The 15675-nt window shown below is 57.2% G+C and carries 16 protein-coding genes; 5 read left to right on the forward strand and 11 right to left on the reverse strand.

The features are described 5' to 3' along the window. Window positions 1-5: 5 nt before the first annotated feature. Genes rapZ through KORLAC_RS00360 form a run of 4 tightly spaced genes read right to left on the reverse strand, consistent with a single transcriptional unit; the run spans window position 6 to window position 3792 of the window. Window positions 6-896, reverse strand: a complete 891-nt coding sequence (gene rapZ, locus KORLAC_RS00345; protein ID WP_068301090.1) for an RNase adapter RapZ — start codon at window positions 894-896, stop codon at window positions 6-8. Between the two features lie 4 nt (window positions 897-900). After that, entirely contained in the window at window positions 901-1350 is a 450-nt protein-coding gene (locus tag KORLAC_RS00350) for an HPr kinase/phosphorylase (protein ID WP_206594822.1), read from the reverse strand. Between the two features lie 41 nt (window positions 1351-1391). Then, window positions 1392-3050: a sensor histidine kinase gene (locus KORLAC_RS00355; protein WP_068301092.1), complete on the reverse strand. Its 1659-nt coding sequence runs from the start codon at window positions 3048-3050 to the stop codon at window positions 1392-1394. Window positions 3051-3081: 31 nt separating this feature from the next. Further along, window positions 3082-3792 carry a response regulator transcription factor gene (locus tag KORLAC_RS00360; RefSeq protein WP_068301095.1) on the reverse strand — a complete coding sequence of 237 codons (711 nt, stop codon included), beginning with the start codon at window positions 3790-3792 and terminating at the stop codon, window positions 3082-3084. 428 nt (window positions 3793-4220) lie between these two features. On the opposite strand from KORLAC_RS00360, the gene KORLAC_RS00365 reads away from it, so the two are divergent. Next, window positions 4221-5840, forward strand: a complete 1620-nt coding sequence (locus tag KORLAC_RS00365; RefSeq protein ID WP_068301098.1) for a phosphoenolpyruvate carboxykinase — start codon at window positions 4221-4223, stop codon at window positions 5838-5840. Window positions 5841-6842: 1002 nt separating this feature from the next. Here KORLAC_RS00365 and KORLAC_RS00370 read toward each other — a convergent pair. Then, window positions 6843-7280, reverse strand: coding sequence for a tellurite resistance TerB family protein (locus tag KORLAC_RS00370; protein ID WP_068301101.1), 438 nt, complete (start codon window positions 7278-7280; stop codon window positions 6843-6845). Between the two features lie 90 nt (window positions 7281-7370). Next, window positions 7371-8327, reverse strand: coding sequence for an FG-GAP repeat domain-containing protein (locus KORLAC_RS00375; protein WP_068301103.1), 957 nt, complete (start codon window positions 8325-8327; stop codon window positions 7371-7373). Between the two features lie 278 nt (window positions 8328-8605). Here KORLAC_RS00375 and KORLAC_RS00380 point away from each other — a divergent pair, with 278 nt between their 5' ends. Next, window positions 8606-9406, forward strand: a complete 801-nt coding sequence (locus KORLAC_RS00380; RefSeq protein WP_068301106.1) for a substrate-binding periplasmic protein — start codon at window positions 8606-8608, stop codon at window positions 9404-9406. 36 nt (window positions 9407-9442) lie between these two features. On the opposite strand, the gene KORLAC_RS00385 is transcribed toward KORLAC_RS00380, so the two are convergent. Both KORLAC_RS00385 and KORLAC_RS00390 read right to left on the reverse strand, forming a co-directional pair. Beyond that, window positions 9443-11461: a sensor histidine kinase gene (locus KORLAC_RS00385; protein WP_160328562.1), complete on the reverse strand. Its 2019-nt coding sequence runs from the start codon at window positions 11459-11461 to the stop codon at window positions 9443-9445. A gap of 229 nt (window positions 11462-11690) precedes the next feature. Continuing rightward, entirely contained in the window at window positions 11691-12359 is a 669-nt protein-coding gene (locus KORLAC_RS00390) for a DNA-3-methyladenine glycosylase I (RefSeq protein WP_068301484.1), read from the reverse strand. Window positions 12360-12521: 162 nt separating this feature from the next. On the opposite strand from KORLAC_RS00390, the gene KORLAC_RS00395 reads away from it, so the two are divergent. Continuing rightward, complete coding sequence (locus KORLAC_RS00395; RefSeq protein WP_068301112.1) at window positions 12522-12905, forward strand: VOC family protein; 384 nt, start codon at window positions 12522-12524, stop codon at window positions 12903-12905. Window positions 12906-13017: 112 nt separating this feature from the next. Further along, on the forward strand, window positions 13018-13551 hold the full coding sequence (locus tag KORLAC_RS19130; RefSeq protein ID WP_277620364.1) for a J domain-containing protein: 534 nt from the start codon (window positions 13018-13020) through the stop codon (window positions 13549-13551). Here the strand turns inward: KORLAC_RS19130 and KORLAC_RS00405 are convergent. Next, window positions 13548-14093, reverse strand: a complete 546-nt coding sequence (locus tag KORLAC_RS00405) for a hypothetical protein (RefSeq protein ID WP_068301120.1) — start codon at window positions 14091-14093, stop codon at window positions 13548-13550. The genes KORLAC_RS19130 and KORLAC_RS00405 overlap by 4 nt on opposite strands. An 84-nt stretch (window positions 14094-14177) precedes the next feature. Between KORLAC_RS00405 and KORLAC_RS00410 the strand changes: the two genes are divergently transcribed. Continuing rightward, window positions 14178-14732, forward strand: coding sequence for a TetR/AcrR family transcriptional regulator (locus tag KORLAC_RS00410; protein WP_068301122.1), 555 nt, complete (start codon window positions 14178-14180; stop codon window positions 14730-14732). A 13-nt stretch (window positions 14733-14745) separates the two neighbouring features. On the opposite strand, the gene KORLAC_RS00415 is transcribed toward KORLAC_RS00410, so the two are convergent. Together KORLAC_RS00415 and KORLAC_RS00420 are read right to left on the reverse strand one after the other, a co-directional pair. Next, complete coding sequence (locus KORLAC_RS00415) at window positions 14746-14955, reverse strand: hypothetical protein (RefSeq protein ID WP_139167673.1); 210 nt, start codon at window positions 14953-14955, stop codon at window positions 14746-14748. Window positions 14956-15088: 133 nt separating this feature from the next. Continuing rightward, window positions 15089-15559 carry an Lrp/AsnC family transcriptional regulator gene (locus tag KORLAC_RS00420; RefSeq protein ID WP_068301127.1) on the reverse strand — a complete coding sequence of 157 codons (471 nt, stop codon included), beginning with the start codon at window positions 15557-15559 and terminating at the stop codon, window positions 15089-15091. Window positions 15560-15675 lie beyond the last annotated feature (116 nt).

The following is a 15675-nucleotide window of genomic DNA, read 5'->3' on the forward strand; positions in this document are numbered from 1 at the left end:
CCTGACTACTGCGGGTCGTCCCCGGTAATTTCCCGGTGATAGAGATTGACGGCCATGCCGTCCAGTTTCATTCGCGCCGCAATGGTTTCCGCAACGGCGACAGAACGATGTTTGCCACCTGTACAGCCAAATGCAAGCGTCAGATACGATTTTCCTTCCTGGCCATATCGCGGCAGCAGGAACTCCAGCAGGTCTTCGACCTTGTCGATAAAGGGATCAAAGCCTTCATCCGCCTTGACGAAATTGGCCACGGCCTCTTCTCGCCCGGTGTGGGGTTTCAGTTCCGGCACATAGTGCGGGTTCCTCAGGAACCGGACATCCAGTACCATATCAGCGTCGCGCGGCACCCCGTGCGCGAACCCGAAAGACATGAAGGTCACGATCAGTTTCGGCAGCGCCTCGCTAGCGAAACGCCCGAGCACCGTGCGGCGTGTTTCCGCCCCCGTACGCCCCGTGGTATCGATCATGCCGTCAACATGAGGTCGGATATGAGACATCATATCCCGCTCGCGTCGGATGGCTTCCCGGAGCAAGAGACCCTTGCCCAATGGATGCAGCCGCCGTGTCTCTGAAAAACGCTTCATCAGCTCATCGTCTGATGCGTCCATGAAAAGAACATGCAGTGCCACGTCCGTGAACTTGCGCAGGTCCGTGATGGTCTCAGCGAACTGTTCCGGGGAAAAGTGCAAGGTACGGCTGTCGATACCCACCGCAAGGGGTGTCATATCGCCCGCGCTGCGCGCCTCGTCCACAAGCCGCTCCAACATGGTCAGCGGCAGGTTATCGATGGCCTGATAGCCGATGTCCTCAAACGAATGCAGCGCAGAAGATTTACCTGCGCCGGAAAGCCCGGTCACTATTACCAGCTGTCGTTTGCCGTCCGCGGCTTCAGCCATAAGGTTATCCCTTTTTATAATCCTCGACACCCAACCCTAGCTGATCCGGATAACGGATGGCGAGTTCAATTTTCTGTGGCGTGCTGACATCAAAGGCATGCAGCCTCAGGCAGGGCAGCGAGACGCCTTCTAGCTCAACAAATGCCTTTTCCGGCAACCGCTCAACGCTATCTGCGTCCGTCAGGTCAACCACCAGCTTGACCAAGGCCGTCTTGATCGCGGGCAGCGACATAATGCCAATGCCGCGCACCTCGATCAGGCCATAAAGGCTGTCGGGTGCCGCCCCCACAAGGCCGCGGCGTCGGGCATCCAGGATCACCTGGTCATCCGCGACCAGAACCGCACCTCGGTCCATCAGCCTGAGCGCGAGGTCTGACTTGCCCATGCCTGAGGGCCCGCGCAGCAGGACACCGCCGCCGACCAGATCAACCAATGTACCGTGGATGTTATTCACTGGGGTCTGCCCCTCAAAGTTACCCGTCACAAGCGCCCGCATCATGCGGACATGGGCAACTCTACGATAAAGCGGGCGCCCAATACAGTCGCATTCTCGCCAATCCGGTTTTCAGCGCGGATCATGCCGGAGTGAGCCTCAACGACCTGGCGGGAGATGGCCAAGCCAAGGCCAGAGTGCTTGCCAAAATCTTCGGTGTCAGGACGTTCCGAATAAAAGCGACTGAAGATTTTTTCTTCGGCACCTTCGGGCAGGCCGGGGCCCTCATCGTCCACCATCACGATCACCCAGCGATCCTGACGCTCCAGTGTCACGGTGACCTTCGCACCCCTGGGACTGAAGCTGATGGCATTATCAATCAGGTTGCACCAAACCTGTCCCAGCCGCGCCTCGACGCCGGCAATCATGAACACATTGGGTTCATATTCATCCAGCACCACTTCAACCTCGCCGCTGTTCTGCGTGGTCTCGTAGGATTCCACCAGCACACCGAGCATCACAGCCAAGTCGACAGGCTCGGTCTGGGCGCGGGTCAGCTCGGCCTCCAGCCGGGAGGCGTTCGAGATATCGGTGATCAACCGGTCGATCCGTTTCACGTCGTCGCGCAGGATGGCAAAAAGTTTGGCCTGAACGTCAGGCTTGTCCGTCATTGCCAATGTCTCAAGCGCGCTGCGCATGGAAGACAGCGGATTCTTGATCTCATGTGCCACATCGGCGGCAAACTGCTCCACCCGGTCGATCTGATTATAAAGCGCCTGCGTCATGTCCGACAGGGACCGCGACAGGTCGCCGATCTCGTCCATCCGCTCGGCAAACTCGGGGATATTCTCTTCGCGCCCGATGGCCTGGCGGACCCGCTCTGCCGCGCGCGCCAACACCCGGATCGGCCGTACCAGCGTACGCCCCAGAAAGAAACTGAGAAGCAATGTGAGCACCAGCGCGCCCACGAAAACCTTCACCGTCAGCATCTGTTCCTGGCGCACGATGGCGTCGATATCGTCAGTTTGGGATGTCAGCAACATCACCCCCAGAATGCGGCGGAAGCGCTGCACCGGCACGGCGATATTGATAATATAGCGGCCATCCTCGCGCACCCGTAGCTGGGTCATGGTTTCGCCTTCAAGCGCGGCCATCACCTCTAGAAAATCTTCACCGCGCATGCCGGGGCGGTCTACGCTTGGCGGCGCCTCTATACGCTCGGTGATGCTGTCCAGCAGCCGGTGAACGGCATCTTCCAGTTGTTCATCAAAACTGATCTGGGCGTCCAGCGCCGGCAGTTCTTCTTCAACCAAGCGTTTGTCGCCCGCCAGGAAGCGGCTGTCGGCAATCATCCGGCCGTCGGTTGCAAACAGACGGGCCCGGTTGTCGGTTGGCCCCACAAGGCGGGTCAGAATCTGGCGCGCGGGCGCCAGGTCAATATCCACAGCCTCCGGCCCGCCGGCCGCCGATTCCCCAAGCGCGCCCGCAATAATCTGGGCCTGTACGGTCAGGGTGCGGATGCGTTCGCCGATCAGATTGGCGCGAAACTGGTTCAGGTACAGCACGCCGCCCACAAGGATAATCAGCGCAATGGCGTTAACCGCCATGATGCGCACCATCAGGGGCGACAGGCCGCGCGAATAGTGCCGCGGCCGCGCAGATTGCTTTGCGCGGCGCCGGCGACCCTGTGCTGATTTTCTTTTACGCTCGGTTTCGGTCATACATTTGTGCTGATCATGTCATGCACAAAGCTTAGTCGTCGCTGTAGCGGTAGCCAACACCATAAAGTGTCTCGATCGCATCAAAATCGTCCGCCACGGCCCGGAACTTTTTCCGCAACCGCTTGATATGGCTGTCGATGGTGCGGTCATCCACATAAACGTCGTCGGAATAGGCAGCGTCCATCAACTGGTCGCGGCTTTTCACGTGGCCAGGGTGCTGTGCCAGCGTTTTCAGGATCAGGAATTCGGTCACGGTCAGGGTCACATCCTTGCCTGCCCAGGTTACGCGGTGGCGCATTGGATCCAGCACCAGGCGGCCGCGTTCCATCACCTCGTCACCCGGCTCAACCGGGCCTTCATCAGGCTCGCGCTTGTTCATTTCCATGCGGCGCAGCAGCGCGCGGATGCGTTCGATCAGCAGGCGCTGGGAAAAGGGTTTGCCTATATAGTCGTCGGCGCCCATCCGAAGGCCCAAGAGCTGGTCGATTTCCTCATCCTTGGAGGTCAGGAAAATCACCGGCATGTCGGTCACTTCCCGAAGCTTCCTGAGAAGCTCCATGCCGTCCATGCGCGGCATCTTGATATCGAGTACCGCTAGGTCGGCCGGATTCTTGGACAAGGCTTCCCAAGCCTTCTGCCCGTCCGGGTAAGTGCGCACGCGGAAGCCTTCGGCCTCCAGCGCGATTGTCACCGACGTCAGGATGTTCCGGTCATCGTCAACCAATGCGATTTGTGCTGTCATAGTGTCCCCTCAAGTCCACCGCGCCGGGGCGCCTGGTGGCCGCTTTTTCCATTTAGGCTTGGGCGGGAGTGTGGGCCCCCACCTAAAGCCCTGTCAAGATTAAGCGTTAGGCTGACTTTAAGTCCAAAAAAAGGCGCAGAATAGACACTGCCGGGGCAAATTCACCGGGGTAACGGAAAATATCCAATCCCAAGAGTCCAAATGCTTTTCGGCACTTAGCATTTTGACAGCGCTATCATTTTGAAATCATTCAGATTCTGGTTGATTTTAGGGGGTATATCCGCAAGTTTATCGGCCTTCCCGAGATGGGTCGGGACAAGAATTGACCAGGGCCGACACGCGCGCGTGAAAATCGAATGAGCCCGGCATGAATTGCTCCGGTACGCTAGCCCCGGAGCGCCCCAATAAATCACTTGGAGGACAAGACGTTGCAAGTCTTTGGCGCCTGTCTAAGCACCGTCGGTCTTGATGCCCAGGGCATCCTTGACACCGGAAATCAATACTGGAACCTGGGCACAGAAGCCCTTTATGAAGAATCGATTCGCCGCGGCGAAGGCCAGATTGCAAAAGATGGCCCGCTTGTGGTGAAAACCGGCAAACACACCGGCCGGTCAGCAAGCGACAAATTCACCGTTCGCGACGCGATGACCGAAGACACCATCTGGTGGGGTGATACCAACCGCCCGATGACGCCGGACCAGTTCGACACCCTGCATGCAGCGTTCCTTGCCCACATGAAAGGCAAGGATCTTTTCGTTCAGGACCTGTGGGGCGGCTCCGACCCGGAAAACCGCGTCGCCGTTCGGACCGTTGGCGAATACGCCTGGCACAGCCTGTTCTGCCGCACCATGCTGGTACGCCCGCGCGAGGACGAACTGAAGGGCATGGCGCCGCAGTTCACCGTGATCAACCTGCCAAGCTTCCGCGCTGACCCTGAAACAATGGGTTGCCGCAGCGAGACGGTGATTGCTGTCAACTTCTCCAAGGGTCTGGTGCTGATCGGTGGCACCGAATATGCGGGCGAGAACAAGAAATCCGTGTTCTCCATCCTCAACTATCTGCTGCCTGAGAAGGGCATCATGCCGATGCACTGCTCCGCCAACATCGGCCCTGAGGGCGACGTGGCTATCTTCTTTGGCCTCAGCGGCACCGGCAAGACCACGCTTTCGGCTGACAGCAGCCGCACGCTGATCGGCGATGACGAGCACGGCTGGTCCGACGACAGCGTCTTCAACTTTGAAGGCGGCTGTTACGCCAAGATGATCAATCTGTCCGCTGAAGCTGAGCCAGAAATTTACGCCACCACCAAGCGTTTCGGCACCATCCTCGAAAACGTAGTGATGGACGAGACGACCCGCGTGCTGGACCTCGATGACAACACGCTGGCGGAAAACACCCGCGCGGCCTACCCGATCCATTTCATCCCGAACACATCGGAAGAAAACCGGGGCGGCAAGCCAAAGAACATCATCATGCTGACAGCGGATGCGTTCGGTGTGCTGCCTCCTATCGCCCGGTTGACGCCAGAGCAGGCCATGTATCACTTCCTCAGCGGTTACACCGCGAAGGTTGCCGGCACTGAAATCGGCGTGAAAGAGCCACAGGCGACTTTCTCAACCTGTTTCGGCGCGCCTTTCATGCCGCGTCACCCAAGCGTGTATGGCGACCTTCTTCGGAAGAAAATCGCCGAAGGCGGCGTGAACTGCTGGCTTGTGAACACCGGCTGGACCGGCGGCGTTTACGGTGTTGGCCACCGCATGCCGATCAAGGAAACCCGTGCCCTGTTGCACGCGGCGCTTGACGGTAGCCTGAACAATGCCCCGATGCGCATCGATGAGAACTTCGGCTTCGAGGTTCCTGTGGAAGTGCCGGGTGTTGACGCCAAGATCCTGAACCCGCGCGACACGTGGGCAGACAAAGACGCCTACGACGCCAAGGCGGCGCACCTTGTGGGCCTCTTTATCAAGAACTTCGAGACCTTCGCCGACCATGTGGACGACAGCGTGCTGGCCGCCAGCCCACGCCAGACGCCAAAAGCCGCCGAATAAAGAAAGTTTCGAAACCGAAACAAGAAAGCGCGGAGCCCCGGCCCCGCGCTTTTTTGTTGGAAAGGTACGGCTTTATCTTATCGACAAACCAGGTCGCGATGCCCCCCTGGATGAGCTGCATGTTGACACGGCACTAAATCGCCTGATGGATGTACGGGCGCGGCATGCTGACATGGGACAATATCTCCACGAGGATGGCATGCTTGGGCACCGCCATAGATATTACGGCAGGCATGCTGACAAGGGATCACATCCCCATTTAGGTGGGCCTGCCTCATATGCCTACAGTGCATGACATCCCCTCTAGCATGTAGCGCGTGGTTACAGCTGCTATTTTGCATGCTGCATCCACTGTAGAAACTGTCTCTGACGTTCAGATCTGCTTCAAATACGCACATTGAAATATTTTGGGCCCGCTCGAAACCTGAGGGATATCCATCCGATGAGTAATGCCCTTTTGATACGTGGTTTCGAACCACCCGATCGACATCAAAATAGGCTTTGCGGTCAAGTAATGCCTTTGCCGCCCAGCAATCTGCTGCAAGTTCTTGGCTACGTGTCCCCCAAGGAGAACTCCTATTCATTTTCCCAAGATTCGTCGTATGACCCAGCCTATGATGAGCACACTCATGCGCCAAGACGAACAGCCTGGAATTCGTCCAATTCGAAAACATATCGGGGTCTATAACGATAAATGGGTTGCCTGCCGCATCTCGATCAGCGATTGCACCTCGCCCTGTATTACCTACCGAGACAGGGACACCACAGAAATCGTCATATCCAACAAACATTGCTTGAGCAAAGGCGTCTGGTTGACCACACAGCACCATCATGAATAACGAGATAAAAAGCGTGCGCATTTCGTCCCCCTCCAGCTTTAGGTTTTCAAAAAACACCTGCAGGGCGATTAATATACACGTAATAGGTTATAATTGCACATTTGAAATGGCATTGCAGGCTTCTGGCTTGGCCCAGCCAGTCGCCATCCATCCTGTTCAGCTCCTAACCAGCCTCGACCTCATGCTTGATGCGCACACGGTCCTGCGGGGAGACACCCAGAAGGCCGGAGACTTTGGCCAGCACGTTTTCTTCGAAATTATCGATATGCTTGTCGGCGAAGGCCACGCGCCACAGAAGGCGCACGATTTCCTGGCGTTCATCGTTATCCAGTTCCTTGGCGATGGTCCGGGTGAAGGCATAAAGGCAAGTGGCGTCTGACTGGTCACGTTCCGCGCGCGTCAACAGCTCAGCAGCCTCCCGGTTTGTCAGGTCGAAATGCTCTTTCACGCATTCTTCCAGCTGGTCGCGCTCGTCGCTTGTGAACTCACCGTCCGCTTTCGAGACCTGCACCAAAAGCGCGGCGGTCGCCAGCTCAAGCCCAGATGCGCCGGTCTCGTCTTCGCCCTTCAGGCCCAGGATTTTGCTGATTTTCTCAAACATGGCTACTCCTTCACATCCATACATAAGGCCGGTTCCGCAGAATGCCAACGATCCGTGCGGCAAGCCGCACCATAGCCGCGACAGGTGGCATCAGTCCCGGTGCTGGTAATAAACCACCATGGCATCGCCCGAACTGCCGACAATGATATCCGGTTTGCCGTCACCATTGAAATCGCCCACGGCCACCACATAGGTGCGTGGCCCATGGGTTGCGATTTCCGCATTCAGTGCCAACTGGCCGGTACCGTCCCCCAGATAGACCCCTGTCGGGCTGCTGTCGTTCCCGGCCACCACATCCATATGACCGTCACCGTTCAGGTCAGCCACTGCCAGCGCGTAGGTTTCCGCTGTAGCACCACCAAAGCTGGCCACCACCTCAAACACGCCGCCGCCGCGGTTGAGGATCACCTGATTGCGGTCGCCGATATTGGCGGTCACGATATCCGGCATGCCGTCGCCGTTCATATCGGCCACCGCCACACCGCGCGTATCATCATTCCCGAAACCGTAGGGGAGTGCGGTGCCGAATGCCAGCGTGCCGTCCCCCAGCAAAATCTGGTTCTGCTGCCCGTCCCTATTGGCCAGCACCAGGTCCTGCTGGCCGTCGCCGTTCATATCCGCAACCGCGACCGCCAGCGTACTGTCGCGCGGCTGGCCGAAGGGCGTGGGGTCAGCAAACTGCCCGCCACCCTTGTTGAGGTGAATCAGGTTGGCCGTGCCCCGGCATATCTCCAGAATGTCATTGAGGCCATCAGCGTTGATGTCAGCCACCGTTACGCTGCGGGTGTTGGACCGGTTGCTGCCAAACCATGTGGGGGCAGAAAACTGGCCCTTGCCGTCATTCCAGTAAATCTGGTTTGCCAAAAGATCAGACGCCGCAACGATATCCAGGTCACCATCGCCGTCCACATCGCCGGTGGCGAGGCCTGCTGTCAGCAGCGTTTCATCGTTGATTGGATAGGCTGAACCGTCACTGAAAAGCGGTTCTGCGCCAATGGCGCTGGTAGTGGTTGCGGCAAGAAGGGCAAGCAAAGCTGGTCTGATCATATTTCCCCCACGAGACAAGTTGCAAAACACTAGAGCGGGAAATCACAAACGCAAACGATTTCATGATGCCGCGTGCCAATGCGCGTTACACCTACCCCCGTGCCCGACCTTCATCTTCCAAACCTGTCAGACCCTATCTGCAATGCACGCCACGGGATTTTCAGCCCCCACCATGGGTTGAAAAATGCCACAAAATCAGTGTTTTACATGAAATTTTCCTGAGCTTCTGCTATTCTCATTCTGTAGTAAGCATGGGGCTTTTTTAAGGTATATCAGCCATGCGCATCCAAGTCTGGATCGCCTTGTCCCTTTGTTGGTTGTTTCCCGGCCAGCAGGCTGCAGCAATGCCAGAACCGCCCCAATGCAGCCATATCACCGCCAGTGGCCACCCGGACTATCCGCCCTTCAGCTGGCGGAACGGCGAAGAGATTGTAGGTACTTCTGCTGACCTGATCAGAGACGCGGCAGACCGCCTTGGGATACCAATTACGATTAAGTATAGCGGCCATTGGAAGCGAGTGATCACGCGGCTGCAGAAGAATGAACTGGATTTGGTTGTCGCACTCTACAAAGACGACCTCCGAGGCCAAAAACTTGCTTACGGTCCAGCCATTGTTACTGATCCTGTAGGCCTTTTTGTCTCTGGCTCCTCCCCATCCATGGGAAGTGACTGGTCAATACTGGCCGGCAAGCGTGGCGCAATCGTCCACGGTGAAGTTTTCGGCGCCGCGCTGGACAAGAATATACAAACATTACCACGCCTACGTCGCGCAGATGACATCAGCGCATTGTTGCGCTTGGTTGAACTCGCTCGGGTTGATTTCATTATCCACGGAGAATACCCAGTTCTGGCAGCCCTCCACAAACAGCACAGCCAGACCACGCTCAGGAAGGTGGCAACCATTGGCAAGGAACCTTCCTATTTCGCCATGGCACCGGCATCGCCTTGCAAATACCTCATTGAACCGTTGGCCGCCGAAATCGAAAAGATAAAGGCTGACGCCCCCTTGCAGCAAAAAATCCATGCGGATTTTGAACGTTGGACAGGAATGCCATCTACCTCACTGGGCTCGCCGTAACCCTCAGCCTGCAGCCGTTTTGGACCAATCCGGACGCTAGACTGACGCAACCATCGCGGATTTCTGCGCCAAGCGTTCTGGCGGGAAGGTTACGGTGATGCGGGTGCCTTCACCGAGCTTGCTTTTGACCCCCATATCGCCGCCATGCTGGCGCACCAGCACCCCGCTGAGCGGCAGGCCAATGCCCACACCCGCATTACGGCGACGGCGTTCGCTGTCTGCCTGACCGAAGCGCGACAGCACCAGCGGCAGGTCTGCCTCTGCGATACCAATCCCGGTGTCGGCCACTTCAATGTGGAGGCCCGCCTCATTGGCGCTGAGCGCGATGTTGATCTTGCCCTTTTCCACATTGAATTTGATGGCATTGTTGATGAGATTGATCAGCACCTGCCTGATCTTGCGCTCATCACCCAGAAGCTGCGGCAGCTTCTTCTGGCATTCAAGCTTCATGGTCACGTCATGTTGTTCGGCCAGCAGGCTGAGGATGTTCATGACCTCCACCGCCAGGGCTTCCACATCGATCGGGTCGGCCTTCACATCATCCACCCCTGCTTCGATCCGCGCCAGGTCAAGGAGGGCGTCCACCAATTCCAGAAGGTGGGTGCCTGAATTATGGATGTCGCGGGCGTAATCCTTATAAAGCGCGTTCCCCAGCTTGCCGAGAAGCTCGCGCGACATCAGTTCCGAAAAGCCGATGATGGCATTCAGCGGTGTCCGAAGTTCATGGCTGAAAGTGGCCAGGAAGTGGCTTTTCGCGTTCGAGGCCTGCTCCGCCTCCCTGAGCGCCACATCAAGCGCCAGCGCCCGGTTCTGCAGGTCGCGGTTGGTGTCCTCCAGGCTGGCCATCAGCATGTCGCGCTCGTGCTCGACACGGCGTGCCTGCACCACAAAAGCGTGGGCATGCATCATGATCACTGCGAAGATGATGAACTGCGACCATTCCAGCGACGAGGGTACCACGCCCGATACAGACAGGATTTCATAGGCGCCGTAAATCAGGCCGCCCAGGCTGACGGAAATGGCCTCGCGCCGGACTTCCGGGGTTTTGATGCTGGCGTGGAACACCGAATAGATCACCATGCAGATGATCGACATCCACAGGATCTGCACCGGCTCGCGCGTCAGGGTAATGGTCCCCGGCGGGAAAAACGGCGCCAGAATGGTAGCAAAGAAAATCATTACGCAGGAGATGCCAATGATCGCCTTGTCGACCAAAAGCCGCTTCCCCGGTCGCAGAAGGTCGATGACAAACAGATAGTAAGCCAGCGCAATGAAATAGAGCGACAGATACTCGAGGTCATATTTTCGCGCCAGGCTGAAGGACGGGATATAATCCCAGATCAGGTCGCTCACAAAGGCCGCCCGAACGGCCGCCGCAATGGCCAGCAGCGCAAAAAACATGTGCGAGCGGGAGGTCCGCCGCCGGTATCCCATAACCAGGGCGGCAATACCCACGAACAACAGCACGATCACGAGGGCGCTCGGCAGTCCCGTGGCACGATTTTCCATCGCGGCCATGCGCCACCGAAGGTCCAAGAGCGGTACCTCAATCATGCCACCCTGCTTGTGGATATAGTTCGACAGCTGGACCACCAGCGTGAATTTCTGGGTGCCATAGGGCAGGGAAATCATCGGTGTGGCCGGGTTGGCAACCACCTGCTCGCCCTCGGGTTCCAGCTCCCCGTTCTTGAACAACAGCCAGGTCTGTGGCGAGCCATCGGCGTTTTCAGCCACCGCATAAATATGGGAGACCGACCGGAGCGTTCCCATCCAGAAGGCATAGGAATTGTCGTCCTCAGGCAGGATGATTTCCCGGCAGTAAGTGGCTTTGCCGTGGCCGCTTGTCAGGCTGGCCGTGAAGGCTGGCCCCCATACATCAGGCGCTGTGACGGCTTCGGCTCTGCCTTTGCCACAGGCGGTTGCCATCAGGCTGCCCGGCGTCACGATCTGGTCACGATAAACGAACCAGCCATCATCAAGCTTCATCGGGCCATCGCGCTCAGGAACAGGATGGGGCGCGGGGTCACCTTGTGCCCAGCCGACAGACGAACCCAACAGCATCACCAGTGATGCAAGCAGCCAAATCAGGCTATGACAACGATGCTGCCATTTGATTTCAGGGTCGCACAAATGCATTCACACACCATTTGGCGCAAACCGACAGCTGACCTGAATACAAGCAGCCCCCGGTTGCACCCGGGTCATCCATCCCCCCACAGGCGCCAGTTTGCACCAGCATGGCTCGGCGTGGCAAGAAATTGAGTCAGCGCCCAACCTGGCCGTGTCAGCCGACAGTGTAGGAAAGGATGCGGGATATATGCGCGAATGGGCGGCCGCTTTCCTCCGCCCAGTCGTTGAAGGCCGCCTGCACCGCCCGCATCGCGCCCTTGCCGGTCGGGGCCTTGTCCACAACGCCTTCCCGGATCAGCGCAGCCACCACATCCTGCGACAGCGCCCAGCCGTCACGGCCCAGATAGCGCAGGAAAATCTGCCCTGTCATACCGCCCAAACGACCGCCGCGTTTCTTGAGCATCTCCAGAAGCCCGACAAAATCCTCAGCCGGCCAGTCGGCGATACATTTGGCGGCAGAGCCATATTCGTCCTCAAGGTCACACACCAGGATGGCATTGTCGCGCACAGTCAAAATCTTGGGGCCGTTCCTGACAATCCGTGTGTCCTTGATCAGGCTGTCCAGGTCGTCATCGGACATGAATTTCCAGCGCACTGGCACAAAGCCCTCGAAGGCTTCCTCGAACCCCGACCATTTGTTATCGATCACCTTCCAGCTGAAACCCGCCTGGAATACGGCTTTGGTCATGCCCGCCAGGATGCGGTCTTCCGGGATGCCGTACAGCTCCTCCGGTGTTTTGATTTCCGGCAGCATGCCTTCCACGATCTCGACGCTGCCTTTACGGTCCGCCGCTATTTCAAGAATTTCTGCAAATGTGCGCATGTTCTTATCCTCGCTGACATTTTCGCGCATGCTAGCGCGCACCGGAGGACGGGTCCATAGGCTAACGCTTTAGTGAAGCACGAAAAAAAGCCGGTACAGCCTTGCAGATTTTGAAACTATCCTTATTTTCTAAATAAATTAATTTATAAAAAGGACAGCGCGATGGATCTCAATCAAGTTACGCTCGGCGCCACTGACCTGAACGCCAGTATCGAATTCTACAAAACCCTGGGGCTCCGGCTGATTGTTCATTCTGCCGATCACTATGCCCGGTTCGAATTACCCAGCGGCAATGCCACCTTTTCGCTGCACAAGGTGGACGCCGACCGGACCAACACCGGCAGCGGGCTGGTCTATTTCGAGGTGCCAGATGTGGACGCCGAAGTGGCGCGGCTTGAGGCTCAAGGCATTGCCTTTGACACCCAACCGAAGGATCAGCGCTGGCTGTGGCGCGAAGCCTACCTGACCGACCCTGCAGGTAACCGCCTGTGCCTCTATCACGCAGGCCCCAGCCGACGCTACCCGCCCTGGCGCATCAACAATTGAGGAAGTTTGGCCTCTGGCTGGACGATCGCTGCATCATGCAGTATATCAGCCAATCACCGCCCCTTGCCGCCAACCCGGTTCGAGGCGGTTCGTTGCAGAAAAATGGTCCAAGTTGAGTTACACTGAGCGCATGGCGAACGACTATATCAAAAGTTTTGGGTTCCCCCGCTGGGGCGAATATGGCCGCGACAAGGACGCGGAACCCGTGCGCATGTGCGACTATTCCGGCTGCGCGGAAAAGGGCGCTCATCCGGCGCCCAAGTCACCCGGTTCACCTGAACGCTGGTACTTCTGCCGCCCGCATGCGGCTGAATATAACCGCAACTGGGACTTCTTCCAGGGCATGAGCGACGAAGAAGCCCAGCGCCATATGAATGACGGCAGCGAATCATCCGATGCCTTCTCTAGCGCCCGCACCTTCGAGTGGGGCGGCGCCATGGATGATGACGGCTTCACCAGCACGGAAAATGCCGCCTATGACGCGCTCGAGCTTGACCCCGGTGCGGGGCAGGACGAGCTGAAGAAACAGTATCGCAAGCTTGCCAAAATCTATCACCCCGATGCCAACCCCGGCGACCCGGCAGCCGCAGAGCGCTTCCACCAGATTCAAAGCGCCTACGACCGCCTCAAGGACAAAAACGCCTAGGCCTGCCTCTGCATTTGTTTCAGCTTGCCAAGCGACCACCAAAGCCCGAACGCATAGGGCGCTGCCACCAGCATGAATTCGAACAGGAAGGCGCTGAAGCCGCCAAACTGCAGATATTCGCCAAACTCGATACGGCTGTCGGTGAACCTGCCCGCGAGCAGGTCGGCGATAATCGGCGTTGCAAAAATCAGCAAGATGACGCTGTCGAACATGGCGATAAAAGCGTTCCTCAGGTCATTCCGGTTCTGCACCGCAATGGCTGCACATGCCGTTGCACCAACCAGCACGAAACTGGCAAACACCAACACCTCGAACCCCTTGTCGGCATGCACGAGACCACCGTTATAGCCCACGTAATTAGGGTCGAGTGACCCGCGAAACGGCGCGGCAGCGTGAATGAAGGCCACCGGCAGGTGCACCAGCCCAACCAGTAACGCACGCCAGTCCCACTGCCGCTTCAGGGCGTAAAAGACAAACACACCAAATGAGATGATCATCACCGGAAAGCCCACATAGGCCCAGTTTACAGCTGCAAAATCCATAATGTCCCTCCCTGCCAAAATATGACTCCATACAGCACTGTATTGTGTTGACATTATTAACCTAGCTTGTCAATACAGTACTGTATGGAAACAGAACGCAAAGATCTGGGGCGCGAGGACTGGATCAAGGCCGGGATGACCGCCTTGTTCGAGGAAGGCATTCGTGCGGTCAAAGTTGACCGGCTGGCCAAGCGGCTGAAGATCACCCGCGGCAGCTTCTATTGGCATTTCAAGGATCAGGCCGACCTGCTGCAGTCCATGATCAGTCATTGGACGGAAGACCAGCTGGGGCACGCCAAAGCGCTGGAATCAGATGCGGGCGCGCCAACCGGGCTGGCGCGCATCCGAGCCATCATCGAACGGATCAGGGATAAGGATATCGAACATGACGTGGCCATGCGGGTATGGGCTTATGACCACAAACCCGCAGCCGACGCGGTTGCGATAGTTGACGCAGCCCGGCTGCGGCTTGTTGAAGCCTCGTTTGCCGAGACGGGCCTACCTAAGGCCGACGCCCATTTCCGCGCCCATCTACTCTACTACTTCCAGCTTGGAGACCAGCTTTCTCGCGAACGCCCCACGAAAGAGGAGCGCAATACCCAGTTCGAGATGCTGACAGACCTGCTGGCGCGAAAGTGAGCGCTTAAGGCCCCTAGAGGACCAGCAACGCCAGCGCGATGATCACTGCAAGGGTGCCCAGAAAAGAACCCCAAATCCATATGACAGCCCACCCAAACTGGCTGTCAGCTTTAATTTCATGTTCGGCACCACCCAACCGCAGCGCCCTGCCGCTGGTTTCTTTTTCCACTTCAAGGGCCGCAGCTTCCTGGTCATATTCCCGACCGCAAGCGGAACAGGTCACCGCCTGATGCCTATTTTCCCTGAAATCAAAGTTGGGCTTTAGCCACTGACGACATTCTTCATTCTGACATAGAAATCCGCCTGCCATGATACCCCCATCGTGAACACTATTAAGCCGATAGGTTAACTTGTCCTCAGGCCACCTCAAGGGGAATCTTGAAGCCTTCCTTGAAAGTATCAATGGCGACAATGGTCTCAAATCGGCCAATGGACGGGTTGGAGAACAGATATTCGCGCGTGATGCGGTCGAAATCCTTCATGTCCTTCACTGTCATGATCAGTACAAAATCCGTCTGCCCGGTCACGTAGTAACACTGCTGCACCTCAGGCACGCTTGCCATCTGCTGCTTGAAAGTCTCGATGGTTGCCTCACCCCCACAGGAGAAGACCACCTGCACGATCAATGTGGTCCGGCCACCGAGTGATTTAGGACACAGAATGGCGACCTCTTTCTTGATAGTACCGTCCTCCCGCAGCTTCTTGATGCGCCGCTGGGTTGCCGCAGGTGACAGGCCGACCTTTTCGGCAATCACTTCTGATGTCTGGCGGCTGTTATCCTGAAGCTCATTGAGGATTTTGATGTCAAAGTTATCAATTTCAGACATTTGCGTATTTTTTCCGCGATTTTTTTCAAAATTACGAAGAACTTTATCATCAAACTGTAAAATTTGCGAAGAATAAACGTGCCACTGGCCCCATATTATTCAAAACAAGAAACCGA

It is taken from the genome of Kordiimonas lacus (genome assembly GCF_001550055.1).
GTDB lineage: Bacteria > Pseudomonadota > Alphaproteobacteria > Sphingomonadales > Kordiimonadaceae > Kordiimonas > Kordiimonas lacus.